This window comes from Microbacterium sp. che218 (assembly GCF_040436305.1).
GTDB lineage: Bacteria > Actinomycetota > Actinomycetes > Actinomycetales > Microbacteriaceae > Microbacterium > Microbacterium algihabitans.
The window spans coordinates 1,178,038-1,193,465 of sequence record NZ_AP031501.1; the positions used below are offsets into that span (position 1 = coordinate 1,178,038).

At 70.7% G+C, this 15,428-nt stretch carries 16 protein-coding genes; 3 read left to right on the top strand and 13 right to left on the bottom strand.

All coding sequences use genetic code 11. The annotated features are described in order from the left end of the window. Nucleotides 1-47: 47 nt before the first annotated feature. The 8 genes from ABXS86_RS05570 to prmC form a co-directional block, all read right to left on the bottom strand. Nucleotides 48-836: a F0F1 ATP synthase subunit delta gene (locus ABXS86_RS05570; RefSeq protein ID WP_353665883.1), complete on the bottom strand. Its 789-nt coding sequence runs from the start codon at nt 834-836 to the stop codon at nt 48-50. After that, a complete protein-coding gene (locus ABXS86_RS05575; protein ID WP_353665884.1) occupies nt 836-1,417 on the bottom strand; it encodes a F0F1 ATP synthase subunit B in 582 nt (193 codons plus the stop codon). Before ABXS86_RS05575 ends, ABXS86_RS05570 begins: the two co-directional genes overlap by 1 nt. Nucleotides 1,418-1,451: 34 nt before the next feature. Then, a complete protein-coding gene (gene atpE, locus ABXS86_RS05580) occupies nt 1,452-1,685 on the bottom strand; it encodes a F0F1 ATP synthase subunit C (protein WP_043360904.1) in 234 nt (77 codons plus the stop codon). Between the two features lie 44 nt (nt 1,686-1,729). Continuing rightward, nucleotides 1,730-2,560, bottom strand: a complete 831-nt coding sequence (atpB, locus tag ABXS86_RS05585; RefSeq protein ID WP_373459211.1) for a F0F1 ATP synthase subunit A — start codon at nt 2,558-2,560, stop codon at nt 1,730-1,732. Between the two features lie 211 nt (nt 2,561-2,771). Beyond that, entirely contained in the window at nt 2,772-3,260 is a 489-nt protein-coding gene (locus tag ABXS86_RS05590) for a hypothetical protein (protein WP_144828560.1), read from the bottom strand. Next, on the bottom strand, nt 3,257-4,432 hold the full coding sequence (locus ABXS86_RS05595; RefSeq protein WP_353665885.1) for an MraY family glycosyltransferase: 1,176 nt from the start codon (nt 4,430-4,432) through the stop codon (nt 3,257-3,259). Before ABXS86_RS05595 ends, ABXS86_RS05590 begins: the two co-directional genes overlap by 4 nt. Next, complete coding sequence (locus ABXS86_RS05600) at nt 4,429-5,193, bottom strand: L-threonylcarbamoyladenylate synthase (RefSeq protein WP_251504198.1); 765 nt, start codon at nt 5,191-5,193, stop codon at nt 4,429-4,431. Before ABXS86_RS05600 ends, ABXS86_RS05595 begins: the two co-directional genes overlap by 4 nt. A gap of 49 nt (nt 5,194-5,242) precedes the next feature. Next, a complete protein-coding gene (gene prmC / locus ABXS86_RS05605; protein ID WP_353665886.1) occupies nt 5,243-6,142 on the bottom strand; it encodes a peptide chain release factor N(5)-glutamine methyltransferase in 900 nt (299 codons plus the stop codon). Nucleotides 6,143-6,283: 141 nt separating this feature from the next. Here prmC and cysK point away from each other — a divergent pair, with 141 nt between their 5' ends. From cysK to ABXS86_RS05620, 3 genes are read left to right on the top strand one after another with little or no spacing between them, the layout of a single operon-like run. Beyond that, nucleotides 6,284-7,222 carry a cysteine synthase A gene (gene cysK, locus ABXS86_RS05610; RefSeq protein WP_144828571.1) on the top strand — a complete coding sequence of 313 codons (939 nt, stop codon included), beginning with the start codon at nt 6,284-6,286 and terminating at the stop codon, nt 7,220-7,222. 1 nt (nt 7,223) lies between these two features. Next, nucleotides 7,224-7,793 (top strand): serine O-acetyltransferase EpsC, encoded by a 570-nt coding sequence (gene epsC, locus ABXS86_RS05615; protein WP_353665887.1) that lies wholly within the window; start codon nt 7,224-7,226, stop codon nt 7,791-7,793. Nucleotides 7,794-7,826: 33 nt separating this feature from the next. After that, on the top strand, nt 7,827-9,227 hold the full coding sequence (locus ABXS86_RS05620) for an amidase (RefSeq protein ID WP_353665888.1): 1,401 nt from the start codon (nt 7,827-7,829) through the stop codon (nt 9,225-9,227). A 105-nt stretch (nt 9,228-9,332) separates the two neighbouring features. Here ABXS86_RS05620 and ABXS86_RS05625 read toward each other — a convergent pair whose 3' ends face one another. The 5 genes from ABXS86_RS05625 to thrC form a co-directional block, all read right to left on the bottom strand. Further along, a complete protein-coding gene (locus ABXS86_RS05625) occupies nt 9,333-9,926 on the bottom strand; it encodes a GrpB family protein (protein WP_353665889.1) in 594 nt (197 codons plus the stop codon). Nucleotides 9,927-9,935: 9 nt separating this feature from the next. Beyond that, nucleotides 9,936-11,012, bottom strand: coding sequence for a peptide chain release factor 1 (gene prfA / locus ABXS86_RS05630; RefSeq protein WP_353665890.1), 1,077 nt, complete (start codon nt 11,010-11,012; stop codon nt 9,936-9,938). A 32-nt stretch (nt 11,013-11,044) separates the two neighbouring features. Next, the gene (gene rho, locus ABXS86_RS05635; protein WP_353665891.1) at nt 11,045-13,264 is read right to left on the bottom strand and encodes a transcription termination factor Rho; all 2,220 of its coding nucleotides are present in this window, start codon (nt 13,262-13,264) and stop codon (nt 11,045-11,047) included. 151 nt (nt 13,265-13,415) lie between these two features. Continuing rightward, nucleotides 13,416-14,348: a homoserine kinase gene (gene thrB / locus ABXS86_RS05640; protein ID WP_144828588.1), complete on the bottom strand. Its 933-nt coding sequence runs from the start codon at nt 14,346-14,348 to the stop codon at nt 13,416-13,418. After that, nucleotides 14,345-15,427, bottom strand: a complete 1,083-nt coding sequence (thrC, locus tag ABXS86_RS05645; protein WP_307209926.1) for a threonine synthase — start codon at nt 15,425-15,427, stop codon at nt 14,345-14,347. Before thrC ends, thrB begins: the two co-directional genes overlap by 4 nt. Nucleotide 15,428 lies beyond the last annotated feature (1 nt).

Consider the following 15,428-nt stretch of genomic DNA (forward strand, 5'->3'; position numbering starts at 1 on the left):
CGTGGGGCACTGGGCCCCCAGATCCACGCCCACTCGGGCGGAAAGTCTTAGCCTGCGATCCGCTGGCGGAGGTCGGCGAGACGTGCGGACACGCTCGCGTCGATGACGTCGTCGGCGACCTGCACGCGCAGTCCGCCGAGGACCGAGGTGTCGATCACGGTGTTCAGCGTGATGGCCGAACCGTAACGCGCGCTGAGAGCGTTCTGCAGGCGCGTCTGCTGGTCGGCGTTCAGCGCCACGGCCGTGTAGACGGTCGCGACGATGCGCGAACGCTGGTCGGCGACGATGCGCTCGGCGCGGCGCAGCAGGGCGCGCACGCGACGACCGCGTGCCAGCCCGACCAGCGACGACACGATGAGCTCGGTGCCCGCGCTCGTGCGGCCGCCGAGCAGCTTCGACACCAGTGCGCTCTTCGCCGACGCGTCGCCGAGGCGACCGCCGAGGGCGAGTTCGAGCTCACCGTTCGAGGCGACCGTGCGCGAGAACGCGAACAGTTCAGACTCGATGTCGGCCGACTCGGCGACGGAGGTCGCCTGGACGGCGAGCTCCTCGAGTCCTTCGATGAACTCGCCGGCGTTCGACCAGCGCTGCTGCGCGGCGCTGCTGAGCAGCGACACGGTCTGGGGCCGGTACGACGGTCCGAAGACCGCCGAGACGAGCCCCGCACGCGCCGCGGGCGGCACCGACGAGTCGGACAGCGCGCCGCTCAACTGCGCCGAACCGCTCACGGCACCGACGGCCGCGAACAGTTCGCGCGCGACGTCGAGATCGACGCCCGAGGTGGAGGCCAGGGCCTCCGCGGTCGCGGTCCGCGCCTGAGTGGTCGCGCTGCCCATCAGTTACCCACCGGTCCCTGAGCCTGTCGAAGGGTTTCGGAAGCCTCGAGCTCGGCGAGGAAGCGGTCGACCACGGCTTTGGCGCGCGCGTCGTCCGTCAGGGTCTCACCGATGACGTTGCCCGCGAGGTCGACCGCGAGGGTCCCGACCTCGGAGCGCAGCTGGACGAGGGTCGACTGACGCTCGGCCTCGATCTGCGCGTGAGCGGAGGCGGTGATGCGCGCAGCCTCTGCGGCGGCGGTCTCCTTCGCCTCGGCGACGATCTTGCGACCGTCCTGAGTCGCGCCCTCGCGGATCTCACCGGCCTGCTTGCGCGCCTCGGCGAGCTGAGCGGTGTACTCCTCGAGCGCGGCCTCGGCCTGGCGCTGGGCCTCGTCGGCCTTGGCGATGTTGCCCTCGATGGCGGCACTGCGCTCGTCGAGCAGCTTCGCCATGCGGGGCAGAGCGACGCGCCACACCACGACCACGATGATGATGAAGCACACCAGCGACCAGACGATGTCGTACGCCGCCGGGAAAAGCGGGTTCGGCGGCGCCTCGCCCGCGGGTTCCGCGGCGAGAGTGACAAGAGCGTTCAGCATCCTGTCTCCTTACAGTGAGTCGAGAGCGGCCGGATCAGGTGAAGATGAAGCCGGTCGCGATACCGATGAAGGCGAGCGCCTCGGTGAAGGCGATACCGATGAACATCAGGACCTGCAGGCGGCCCGCGAGCTCGGGCTGACGGGCGACACCCTCGATCGTCTTGCCGACGACGATGCCCACGCCGATGGCGGGGCCGATGGCGGCGAGGCCGTAGCCGATCGTGGCGACGTTACCGGTGACCTGGGCGAGAACCGTAGTTGCGTCCACGGGTTTTTTCCTTTCGTTGGGTGGCTCGGCGTGCGCCGGGCCGCTCAGTGCTCTTCTGCGACCGCGAGCTGGATGTAGACCGCGGTGAGGATCGCGAAGACGTACGCCTGGAGGAAGGCGACGAAGATTTCGAACAGGGTGAAAGCGAGACCGAAGGCGAGGGAGCCGGCGCCGAGCGCGATCCATCCGCCGCTGAGGCCGAACACGAAGAACTGGGTGGCCGAGAAGAACAGCACCAGCATGAGGTGGCCGACGACCATGTTCATCAGCAGTCGCAGCGTCAGCGTGACGGGGCGGATGATGAAGGTCGAGAGGAACTCGAGCGGGACGATGATGATGTACAGCGGCCACGGCACGCCCGAGGGCAGCAGGGCGTTCTTGAAGAAGCCGCCGGGGCTCTTCTTGATGCCGGCGTAGATGAAGGTCGCGTAAGCGACGATCGCGAGCAGCATCGGCACCGCGATGACGCTGGTACCGGCGATGTTCAGACCCGGGATCACGCCCGTGATGTTCATGAACAGCACCATGAAGAAGATCGTGGTGAGGATCGGCAGGAACCGCTTGCCGTCTTTGCGGCCCAGGATGTCTTCGGCGATGTTGACGCGGACGAAGTCCAGGCCCATCTCGACGATGCTCTGGAAGCGGCCGGGGACGATCTTCATGCGGCGGGTGCCGACCACGAGGAAGATCACCAGGACGGCGGTGGCGAGGAACTGGACCAGGTTGATGCGCGTGATCTCGAACGGCGCACCGAAGATGAACAGCCCCGGGAAGGTGATGACCGCGTCAGGGAAGAACTCCGAAATGGACGGCGGGTGGAATTCCGCACCCGCAGACGCGAAGTTCGTGATCAGGGTCGCAGCTTGAGTGGACAGCGCTGGCTCCAGCTTCGGGGCATCGGTGTGAACCGTTGCGACGATGGTCGGTGAGAGTACCCGAAGTGCGAACCTGGAGAAGATTTCCCATCGCGGGTGGGTACTTATGCAACCCTATCAAACTCCCGGCGGATCCATGAGTCCGGGCATCCGATCGTCTCGCCGCCGGACTAACGTGCACGGCTGCGGCGAGCGGTGGGTTATGGGCGATTCAGTCCCGTCGGTCGCCCGCATCGGGGTCGGTCGGAAGGGTCACATCGCTCGCGCTCGGGATGCGCATGCGCAGCAGGACCACGACGTCGACGGCGAGCGAGGCGATCACGCTGACCACGAGGGCGACGTAGAAGACGACCGGGTCGACCCAATCCTGTCCGCGCAGCACGACGATCGCGACGATGAAGAGCACGAGCTTCAGCAGCCAGCCGCCCAGCACGATGCCGAAGAAGATCGGCACGTAGAGGGGGTCGCCGAACCAGCGGTTGGCGATCAGGATGCTGGTGGCCGTCACCGCGAGGAAGATCGCGCTGACCGCGACGCCGGCCAGCGCGCTGCCGAGGCCACCCGCTCCCCCGACGAGGAAGCCGACGACGCCGCCGATCACGAGGAGCGCGAGGGTCACGAACCCTCCCCAGACGAGCGCCGTGCGCAGCACGGGAGTGCTCGAGAGGGGACGACGATGGGCGGGGGCGGTGCTGCTCATGAGGGGGACTCCGGTCGGGTGGGTCGGGGGCGCCGCGCGAGGCGGCGCAGACGATGCTGTGAGGGCAGGAGGGTGAGGACCGCGCACGCGACGACGCCGACGACTCCGAAGGCGATGCCGAAGGCGTAGTCGCCGGGCCAGCTCTGCTGCGTGCCGATGTACATCAGCAGGAACGCCAGGCTCACCACGGCGGTCCAGCTGTAGAAGATCAGCACGGCGTCGCGGTCGGAGTGGCCCATGTCGAGCATGCGGTGGTGCAGGTGCTTGCGGTCGGGTGAGAAGGGCGAGCGCCCGGCCCACTGGCGACGGGCGACGGCCAGGCCGAAGTCGAGCAGCGGCAGCAGCACGATCACGACCGGGAGCAGGATCGGGATGAACGCACCGAGGAGCTGCGAACGGCCGATCTTCTCGGGGTCGAGCACCGCGGGGTCGAGCTGACCGGTGATGGCGACGGCCGAGCTGGCCATCAGCAGGCCGAGCATGAGAGCCCCGGCGTCGCCCATGAAGAGCTTGGCGGGGGTCCAGTTCATCGGCAGGAAGCCGAGGCACGCCCCCACCAGCACCGCCGCGATGAAGGACGCGAGGTTGAAGTAAGTGCTGGCGCCGGTGTCGCGCACGAGCAGGTAGGAGTAGGCGAAGAACACGCCGTTGGCGATGAGGCACACTCCCGCGACGAGGCCGTTCAACCCGTCGATGAAGTTGACGGCGTTCATGACCACGACCAGGGCGAACACCGTGAGCAGGAAGCTCACCCAACTCGAGCCCACCGTCAGCGCTCCGATGGGCAACGACAGGATCTGCAGTTGCCCGAACCAGGCGATGACGCCGGCGGCGATGAACTGCGCGCCGAGCTTGATCATCCAGTCGAGGTCCCACAGGTCATCGGCCACTCCCACCAGCACGATGAGCAGCACGGCTCCGAGCAGAGAGAGCACGGGGACCGGATCGGTCCAGAAGATCGCGAAGTAGGGGTTGCGGCTCGACAGCGCGAACGCCGCGACGACACCGAGGAACATCGCCACCCCGCCGAGGCGCGGCGTCGGCGTCTTGTGCACGTCGCGATCCCGGATGCCGGGATAGAGCTTGAACCGCAGAGCGAGCTTCCACACCACCCACGACAGCGCGAGCGTCACCGCGGCCGTGAAGAGGATGGTGAGGAGGTATTGGGTCACGGACCCGGCGCCTCGGCATCCGGGGTCGCGTCGGCGATCGGCGTGGCGTCGGACGACGCGGCGGCGGATGCGGAAAGGGTCGGGCCCTCGTCGACCGGGTCGGGCTCGAGCAGGTCGCCGAGCACGGCACGCAGGCGATCGCGCGAGATCGCGCCCTCGCGCAGCACGCGCACCTGCGGCTCGGCGCCGCCCACGAGCGTCGTGGCGTCGATGATGGTGGAGGCGACGCCGGTCTCGCTGGGACCCGCGTCGAGGTACGCCGCGACGCTGTCGCGCAGCATGTCGCGCGCGGAGTCGATGTCGACGGCCGCCGGACGACCGGTCAGATTGGCGCTCGAGACGGCGAGGGGGCCGGTCTCCTCGAGCAGCTCGAGCGTGAGCTTCTGCGCGGGCATGCGCACCGCGACGGTGCCGTGCGTGTCACCGAGGTCCCACGACAGCGAGGGCTGCGCGGGCAGGACGATGGTGAGCCCGCCGGGCCAGAACTCGCGCACGAGGTCGTCGACCGCGGGCGGGATCTCGGCGACGAGCGCGCGCAGGGTGGCGACGCCCGGAACGAGCACGGGCGGCGGCTGCTGGCGACCGCGGCCCTTCGCCTCGAGCAGACCCGCGACGGCGCGCGCATTGAACGCGTCCGCGGCGATTCCGTAGACCGTATCGGTGGGGAGCACGACGAGTTCGCCTCTGCCGATCGCCTGACGCGCATGGCGCATCCCGGACAGCAGTTGCGACTCGTCACGGCAGTCGTAGACGGGAGACATGTCGGGCCACAGTCTAGTCGGGCCGCGCGGGAGCCGTGATCGGCCGCGATCAGGGACGGACGGCCGTCGTCGCGCGGTCGCGGGTGGTCAGGTCGGGGTGCGTCGCGGCCGATCTCCAGCCGTCGGCCGAGAGGATCGCGCGGATCGCCTCCCCCTGCCACTCGCCGTGCTCGATGACGATCGTGCCGCCCGGGTGCGCGAGGCGCAGACCCACACGACTGAGCGTGCGCACGGCATCCAGCCCGTCCGGTCCTCCGTAGAGCGCGGCGGGAGGGTCGTACAGCCGCACCTCGGGGTCGCGCGGGATGGCGTCGTCCGGAACGTACGGGGGGTTGGATGCCACGACCGAGACCGTGCCGTCGAGCTCGGGGAACGCGTCGGCGAGGTCGATGAAGGCGAGCTGCAGGTTCTGCGCGCCGATGCGGGCGAGGTTGAGCTTGGTCCAGACGAAGGCGTCGACGGAGTTCTCGGCGGCGAAGACCCGGGCGTGCGGGACCTCGGTGGCGAGAGCGAGGGCGATCGCTCCGCTCCCGGTGCCGAGGTCGACGGCGATGGGGGCATCGGATGCCGCGACGCGCAGCGCGTCGATCGCCAGCTGCGCCACCATCTCGGTCTCGGGGCGCGGCACGAACACCCCCGGCCCGACGGCGAGCTCCATCGCGCGGAAGGGCGCGAGGCCGGTGAGGTGCTGCAGCGGCTCGCGGGCGCAGCGTCGGTCGACGAGGGGCGCGAGGGCGCGGACGGCGAACTCCGGCATCCGGTCGCCGCGGATGGCTGCGGCCTGAACTCCCCCGCGCGAGGTCTCGAGCACGTGGCCGACGAGCAGTTCGGCGTCGACCTGTGCGTCGGGGATCCCGGCGGAGGCCAGTCGGGCGGCGGTCGCGCGCACCGTCTCGACGACGCTCGTGGCGGCGGGGGCGGGCGCGGGCGCGGAAGCTGTCTCAGGCATGACGGGAGTCGAGTTTAGTCGTGCGGGTCGCGCCCCTGCCGGGCCGCCTGCGCGCATCCTGCCGCACGACGTCACACAGGCGTCGGTGTCGGAGGGCTCACCTAGGATGATCGCGACCCGAACGACGGCGAAAGGCGAGCCATGCCCGGCATCCACCCCGACATCACGACAGCTTTCGGCGACACTCCGCTGGTGCGCCTGAACCGCGTCGCCGAAGGCACCGACGCGCAGATCCTGGCGAAGCTGGAGTTCTACAACCCCGCCTCGAGCGTCAAGGACCGCCTGGGCATCGCGATCGTCGATGCGGCCGAGGCCTCGGGCGAGCTCAAGCCCGGCGGCACGCTGGTGGAGTCCACCAGCGGCAACACCGGCATCGCCCTGGCCATGGTCGGCGCCGCCCGCGGCTACAAGGTCATCCTCACGATGCCCGCCTCGATGTCGAAGGAACGCCGGATCCTGCTCAAGGCGTTCGGCGCCGAGCTCGTGCTCACCGACCCCACCAAGGGCATGTCGCACGCCGTCGACGAAGCCAAGCGGATCGTCGCCGAGACCCCCGGCGCCGTCTGGGCACGTCAGTTCGAGAACGAGGCCAACCCCGCGATCCACCGCAAGACGACGGCCGAAGAGATCCTGCGCGACACCGAGGGCAAGGTCGACTACTTCGTCGCCGGCATCGGCACGGGCGGCACCATCACGGGTGTCGGTCAGGTGCTCAAGGAGCGCGTGCCCGGGGTCAAGATCGTGGCCGTCGAGCCCGCCGACTCCCCCGTCCTCACCAAGGGCCACCCCGGCCCGCACAAGATCCAGGGCATCGGCCCCAACTTCGTGCCCGCGATCCTCGATCGCGACATCATCGACGAGGTCATCGACGTCGAGTTCGACGACGCCATCCGCCTGGCCCGCGAGACCGCGGCGAAAGACGGCATTCTCGTCGGCATGTCGTCGGGTGCCGCCATCTGGGCCGCCCTCGAGGTCGCGCGTCGCCCCGAGGCCGCGGGCAAGAACATCGTCGTCATCATCCCCTCGTATGGCGAGCGCTACCTCTCGACCGCTCTGTACGAGCACCTGCGCGAAGACTGACGTGGGGGTCCTCTCGCGAATCCGCGAAGACGTCTCCTCCGCCAAACTCCGCGATCCCGCGGCGCGCGGCGCGCTCGAGATCGCCGTGCTCTACCCGGGTCTTCACGCCGTGTGGTCGTACCGCGTCGCGAATCGCCTGTGGCGGCGGGGTCTGCGCTTCCCCGCGCGGGCCCTGTCGCAGGTGACCCGGTGGCTCACGGGCATCGAGATCCACCCCGGAGCCACGATCGGGCGCCGGTTCTTCATCGATCACGGCATGGGTGTCGTCGTGGGCGAGACGGCCGAAGTCGGCGACGACGTGATGCTCTATCACGGCGTCACTCTCGGCGGTCGCCAGCGCGAGGGCGGCAAGCGCCACCCCACGCTGCACGACGGGGTCGCCGTGGGCGCGGGGGCCAAGATCCTCGGTCCCATCACGCTCGGTGCGCGTTCCGTGGTCGGAGCCAACGCCGTGGTGACGCGCGATGCGCCCGCCGACAGCGTGCTGGTGGGGGTGCCGGCCACGGCCCGCACGCGCCGCGGGGGCGAAGACACCCGTGCGCTGCTGACCACGCCCGAGTACTGGATCTGACCGCCTGCGCCGGCATCGCCGTAGGCTCGGACAATGCCCCGCCTGCACGACCTCCCGCTCGTGGCCCAGGTCGACGGACTCCGCAGCGGTGACCTCTCGCCCGCCGAGCTGACGACCCACTACCTCGATCGCATCGACCGCCACCGCGGTCTCGGAGCCTTCGCCGAGGTGACTCCGGATGCCGCGCTCCGACGGGCGGCCGACCTTCGCCGGCCGGCCGACGGATCGCTGTGGGGCATTCCGCTGGCAGACAAAGACCTGGTCGCCCGCGCCGGCGTGCCGACGCGGTACGGCTCGCGCGCGCGGGTCGACCACGTGCCCACGGCATCCGATCCCCTCGCCGCGGCGCTCGACGCCGCCGGAGCGATCAACGTCGGCAAGACCAGCACCTCCGAGTTCGGCCTCACCGGGTTCACCGAACCGCTGATCCACGACCCGGCGCGCGATCCCTGGCGCCTCGCCGCGAGCGCGGGCGGCTCGAGCGGTGGGGCGGCGGTGGCCGTCGCGGCGGGACTCCTCCCCGCGGCCGTCGGCTCGGACGGCGGCGGCTCGATCCGCATCCCCTCGGCGACCGTGGGCGTCGTGGGCCTCAAACCCTCGCGGGGGCGGCTGCCCATCGGCTCGGGCTTCGACTCCCCCGACGGGCTGTCGGTCACGGGACCGATCGCGCGCACGGCGGAAGACGCGGGCCTCCTGCTCGACGCCCTCGTCGGCCTCGCCCCCTTCTCGTACGCGACGGCCGCCCCCGGAGCCGGCCCCTTCGTCGACGCCGCCCGACGCGACCCCGGCCGACTTCGGCTCGGGGTCACCACCGTCTCGCCGTGGGACGACGATGAGGACATCGTCCTCGACGCAGACGCCCGCGCGGCCTTCGACACGGCCACCGCCTGGCTCGACGACGCCGGGCACGCGGTGGCGGATGCCGATTGGCATCCGTTCGGCTATGCCGAACTCTTCCATGTGCTCTGGCGGGCGAGTGCCGCACGCATTCCGCTGAGCGACGACGATGCCGAGCTCGTCGAGCCGCTCACCGCGTGGCTCGTGCAGGAGGGGCGTCGCCTGCCGGCCCTCGACCTGCTCGGCGGACTCGCGGCGGCCCGGGCCTTCGAGCGTCGCACCATCGCCGACTTCTCGGCCTTCGACGCCGTGCTCACCCCGGCTCTCGCGCAGCCGCCCCAGCCCGTCGGTTCGTACGCGGGGCACAGCCCCGAGCGCACGTTCGCGATGCAGGTCGAATACGCGCCGTATTCGAGCTTCGTCAACGTGGCGGGCCTTCCCGCGCTCACGATCCCGGTGACGGCGGATGCCACGGGCCACCCCGTGTCGGTGCAGCTCGTCGGCCGCCCGGGGGGTGAGGCGACGTTGCTGTCGCTCGCCGCTCAGCTCGAGGCGCGCCGGGGCCCGCTCCCCCATCCGCCCGCCTGGGACGTCTGACGCTCCCCGCGACACAGCGCAGGAGATCCGGCCTCCGTGCGGCGCCGGCGCCGGTCTGCGGACGGGTGACGTCCGCGGATCCTGCGTTGTGGTCTCGGGATGATGTCAGGGCAACAGGCCGGCCGCGGCGAAAGCGCGGGCGTATATCTCGCGGATCACACCCTCTTTGCGGGTGTTGTACTCGCTCATCAAGCCATCGGCCGCGACAGCGCGCTTGACCGCGGCGTACCGCTCGCGATCGGCCTCGTCAGCGCGCAGCCAATCGCGGAAGATGCGGTGCCGTGCGGCCTCGGGGCTGTCGGGCGGCCACACGTGCAGGTTGGCGGCCGGCTCGGCCGAGACGAGGCAGCGGTGCCCGAGCCACCACGGCTCGCGCACGCGCAACACGAAGCCGAGCGCCTCGAGGGCCGGCACGTAGGCGTCCTCGTCATCGGTGTCGGCGACCGTCAGGTCGATGTCGATGACCGGTTTGGCGGCCAGCCCCGGCACCGACGTCGACCCCACGTGGTCGATCCTCAACGCGCGCTCCCCGAGCGCCGCCGCGATGCGCGCACGGATCGTCTCGAAGAGCTCGGGCCACGCGGCATCCGGATCCACGATCTCGATGTGCCGCGCCTGCTCCGCGACGCCGACCCACGGCGAGAGTCCGGGCGGGGGCGGGGTGTCGTCGAACGACACGATCTGGGCGGCGGTGAGCACCACCCGAGCTTAGGAGTCGGCGAGGGCCGCGAGGCGCGCTTCTTCGTCGGCCGTGATCGCCGACTCGATGATCGGGCCGAGGGCGCCGTCCATCACCTGGTCGAGGTTGTACGCCTTGTATCCGGTGCGGTGATCGGCGATGCGGTTCTCGGGGAAGTTGTAGGTGCGGATGCGCTCGGAGCGATCCATGCCGCGGATCTGCGACTTGCGCGCATCGGCGGCGACCGCGTCGCGCTCCTCCTGCTGCTTGGCGAGCAGGCGGGCGCGCAGCACGCGCATACCGGCCTCGCGGTTCTGCAGCTGCGACTTCTCGTTCTGCATCGACACGACGATCCCAGTGGGAACGTGGGTGATGCGCACCGCGGAGTCGGTCGTGTTGACCGATTGACCACCCGGACCCGATGAGCGGAAGACGTCGATCTTCAGGTCGTTCGGGTCGATGCCGACCTCTTCGGGCTCGTCGACCTCGGGGAAGACCAGCACGCCGGTGGTGGAGGTGTGGATGCGCCCCTGCGACTCGGTGGCGGGCACGCGCTGCACGCGATGCACTCCGCCCTCGTACTTCAGGTGCGCCCAGACACCCTGCGCAGGGTCGCTCGAAGATCCCTTGATCGCGACCTGGACGTCTTTGTAGCCGCCGAGGTCGGATTCGGTGCGTTCGAGCAGCTCCGTCTTCCAGCCCATGGATGCCGCGTACTGCAGGTACATGCGCAGCAGATCGGCCGCGAAGAGGGCGCTCTCGGCCCCACCCTCGCCGCCCTTGATCTCCATGATCACGTCACGGGCGTCGTCGGGGTCGCGCGGGATGAGCAGGCGTCGCAGTCGCTCCTGCGTCTCACCCACGCGCTCCTCGAGCGCCGGAACCTCTTCCGCGAAGGCGGAGTCCTCACGCGCGAGCTCGCGAGCCGCCTCGAGGTCGTCGGACGCCGCGGTCCACGCTTCGTGGGCCGCGACGATCCGCGACAGCTCGGCATAGCGCCGGTTGACGCGCTTGGCGCGCGCGGCGTCCGCGTGCACGGCCGGGTCGGAGAGCTCCTCCTGGACGGCCTTGTGCTCCTCGAGCAGTCCGCGGACCGACTCGAACATGGCGGGTTCCGACATCGCGCCTCCCGCCCCGATCAGCGGATGCTGTTGTCGTCACCGCCGCGCGCGGGCGCCGGGATCGACTTCTGCATCTGCACGAGGAACTCGACGTTCGACTGGGTCTCCTTGAGCTTGCCGAGCACGACCTCGAGGGCCTGCTGGGGCTCGAGGCCGGCCAGAGCGCGGCGGAGCTTCCAGGTGATCTTGACCTCGTCGTTCGACAGCAGCATCTCTTCGCGGCGGGTGCTCGACGCGTTGACGTCGACGGCCGGGAAGATGCGCTTGTCGGCGAGCTGGCGGTTCAGGCGCAGCTCGCTGTTGCCGGTGCCCTTGAACTCCTCGAAGATCACGTCGTCCATCTTGGAGCCGGTCTCGACGAGGGCCGTGGCGAGGATCGTGAGCGATCCGCCGTTCTCGATGTTGCGCGCGGCGCCGAAGAAGCGCTTGGGCGGGTACAGCGCCGAGGCGTCGACACCGCCGGAGAGCACGCGGCCCGAGGTGGGGGCGGCGAGGTTGTACGCGCGGCCGAGGCGGGTGATCGAGTCGAGGAGCACCACGACGTCGCGGCCGAGCTCGACGAGACGCTTCGCGCGCTCGATGGCCAGCTCGGCGACCGTGGTGTGGTCTTCGGCCGGACGGTCGAACGTCGAGGCGATGACCTCGCCGCGCACGGTGCGCTGCATGTCGGTGACCTCTTCGGGCCGCTCGTCGACGAGCACGACCATGAGGTGGACCTCGGGGTTGTTCGTCGCGATCGCGTTGGCGATCTGCTGCAGCACGATCGTCTTACCGGCCTTGGGGGGCGCGACGATCAGGCCGCGCTGGCCCTTGCCGACCGGGGCGACCAGGTCGATGATGCGCTGCGTGAGCTTCTCGGGACCGGTCTCGAGGCGCAGACGCTCCTGGGGGTACAGGGGCGTGAGGTTGTTGAACTCGACGCGCGTGGCGGCGTCGTCGACCGACAGACCGTTGATCGAGTCGACCTGCACGAGCGCGTTGTACTTCTGACGGCCCTGCTGCTCGCCCTCGCGGGGCTGCTTGATGGCGCCGACGACGGCGTCGCCCTTGCGGAGGTTGTACTTCTTGACCTGACCGAGCGAGACGTAGACGTCGCTCGGGCCGGGCAGGTAGCCGGTGGTGCGCACGAACGCGTAGTTGTCGAGCACGTCGAGGACACCGGCGATGGGGACGAGCACGTCGTCTTCGCCGATCTCGGTCTCGAACTCGTCGCCCGTGGTGGTCTGGCCGCGGCGCTTGTTGCGCTGACGGTTGCGGCTGTTGGCCGCGCCGCCCTGCTGCTGCTGCGCCTGCTGGCCGTTCTGGACGTTGTCACGCGGGCCAGCATCACGCTGGCCGCCATCGCGCTGGCCACCGTCGCGCTGTCCCGCGTCACGCTGCGCACCGTCGCGCTGGCTGCCCTGCGCGCCGTTGTCGCGAGCGTTGTCGCGACCGCTCTCGCGCTGGCCGCCCTGCTGCTGCGGGGCCTCGGCCTCGTCGGCGGCGGGCTGAGCGGCGTCGGTCTTGTCGGCGTCGGTCTTGTTGCGGTTGCGGTTGCGCGAGCGGCTGCGGCCACGGCCACGGGCCGGGGTCTCGTCGGCCTGCTCGGCACCGTCGGCGGGCGCGGCGTCTGCCTGCTCGGCATCGGTCTGCTCGGCGTCGCCCTCGGCGGGCACGGCGTCGGCTGCGGGAGCCTCGGCTGCGGCAACCTCGGTGGCGGGAGCCTCGTCGACCGCGGGGGTCTCGGTGCTCGCGTCGGCCTCGGCGGCCACGTCGGCGGCCGTGGTGACGGGGGTGGTCGCGGTCTCGTCGGACGCGGCCTCGGCGGCGGCTGCCTCAGCAGCGGCCTTCTCCTCGGCGGCGGCGGCTTCGGCGGCGGCCGTCTCTTCGGCGGTCGCGCTCTTGGCACGGCGCGGGGCACGCTTGCGCGGGGCGCGCGCGGGCTTCTCGACCGGCGCTGCCTCCTCGGCGGCGGGCTCTGCGGCGGCCTCGGCGGCGGGCGCCTCCGCAGCGGCGGGCGCGTCGGCGACCGTCTCGGCCGGGACCTCGGCGGCGAGAGCGTCATCGGTGAACAGTGCCTCGGGGGCGGCGTCGGCCGGGGCCTCGGCGGCCTCCGGGGCCGCTTCGCCCTCGGCCGCAGCGGGCGCGTCGGTCTGTTCGGTGTCGGTGCCCTCCACCGCAGCCGTGGGCTGCTCTTCGGTGGGGGTCTCGGCGCCCTCGGGCGCGTCGACGGGCTGGGTCTCGGAGATGGACTCCACGAGTGCTCCTCAGGATGAAACGTGATCAGATCGCGCGTCGTCGTGCAGATCGCAGACGACGGACACCAGCGGTTCGGGAGACTGCAGCCGATACCGGGTTCGCGATGTGTTGCGGATTTCGCAGGTGGTGCAGAGGCTCAGATTCGCGAATTTACGCGGAACCCTCTGCGTTTTTCACTGTACCACCCTTGACGTCGACGGCGAGCATGAGCGCCTGCCACGGGGTGTCGACGACGGATGCCATAAGATCCGCGGCCGCGAGTCGCTGTCCCGGCCCATCGGCGAGCACCAGCACGCTCGGGCCGGCACCGGACACGACCGCGGCATATCCCTCCGCACGGAGGGCGCGCACCAGCCGGTCGGTCTCGGGCATGGCCTGTGCGCGGTAGTTCTGGTGCAGCTTGTCTTCGGTGGCCGCCATCAGCAGCTCAGGGCTCTGGGTCATCGCCGCGATCAGCAGCGCCGAGCGCGAGACGTTGAACACCGCGTCTTCACGCGGCACCTGCAGTGGCTGCAGACTGCGCGCGACCGCCGTCGACATCGTGAAGCTCGGCACGAGCACCAGGGGCGAGACACCGCGGTGCACGATCAGCTGCTTGTGCTGGGGGCCGGCGGCATCCATCCACGCGATCGTGAGACCGCCGAACAGCCCGGGGGCCACGTTGTCGGGGTGGCCCTCCATCTCGGTCGCGAGGCGCAGCAGGTCGACGTCGCTGAACGCGACCTCGCCCTCGAGCAGACCCTTCGCGGCCAGGATGCCGGCGACCACGGCCGCACCGGACGAGCCCATGCCCCGCCCATGCGGGATGACGTTGTGCGCGGTGAGGCGGAGCCCCGGCAGGGTGCGGCCGACCGAGGCGTACGTGTGCGCCATCGCGCGCACGACGAGGTGCGACGCATCGCGCGGCACCTCGGCGACCCCTTCGCCCTCGACCTCGATCTCGAGGCGGTCGCCCTCGAGCTGCTCGACGACGAGTTCGTCGTAGACGCTCAGTGCGAGGCCGAGGGTGTCGAAGCCGGGCCCGAGGTTCGCGCTGGTGGCGGGGACCCGGACGGCGACCCGACGGCCGGGGCCTGAGCTCACGCGGTCACCGGCTGCAGGTCGAGCACGGAGGCGACCTCCGAGGTGGCGGCGTCGACGACGGTCGGCTGCACGTCGGTGCCGTCGGACTTGCGCAGGGCCCACTGGGGGTCCTTCAGGCCGTGGCCGGTGACGGTGAGCACGACCTTCGCGCCGGCGGGCACGATGCCGGCCTCGGCGCGCTCGAGCAGACCCGCGACGCTGATGGCCGAGGCGGGCTCGACGAAGATGCCCACCTCGCCGGCGAGGATCTTCTGCGCCTCGAGGATGCGGGCGTCGTCGATCGCGCCGAAGTAGCCGTCGGTGGCCTCGCGGGCCTCGAGGGCGAGATCCCACGACGCGGGGTTGCCGATGCGGATGGCGCTGGCGATGGTCTCGGGCTGCTTGACGACCTCGCCGCGCACGAGCGGGGCGGAACCCTCGGCCTGGAAGCCGAACATGCGGGGCACACGCGTGGCGACGCCGCGGGCGGCCTCTTCGCGGTAACCGCGCGAGTAGGCGGTGTAGTTGCCGGCGTTGCCGACGGGGATGAAGTGGAAGTCGGGGGCGTCACCGAGAACCTCGACGACCTCGTAGGCGGCGGTCTTCTGCCCCTCGATGCGGTCGGGGTTCACCGAGTTGACCAGGTGCACCGGGTAGTGGTCGGCGAGCTCGCGCGCGATCTCGAGGCAGTCGTCGAAGTTGCCGCGGATCTGAATGAGCCGGCCGTTGTGCGCGACCGCCTGGCTGAGCTTGCCCATGGCGATCTTGCCCTCGGGCACGAGCACCGCGGCGGTGATGCCGGCGTGGGCGGCGTAGGCCGCCGCCGAGGCCGACGTGTTGCCGGTCGAGGCGCAGATGACGGCCTTCGCGCCGTGCTCGACGGCGCGCGAGAGGGCCACGGTCATGCCGCGGTCCTTGAACGAACCCGTCGGGTTCATGCCCTCGTACTTCACCCAGACGTCGGCGCCGGTGCGGCGCGACAGCGCGGGAGCGGGCAGCAACGGAGTGCCGCCCTCGCCCAGGGTGACGACGGTGGAGGCGTCGGTGACACCCAGACGGTCGGCGTATTCGCGGAGGACTCCGCCCCAAAGGTGTGCCATG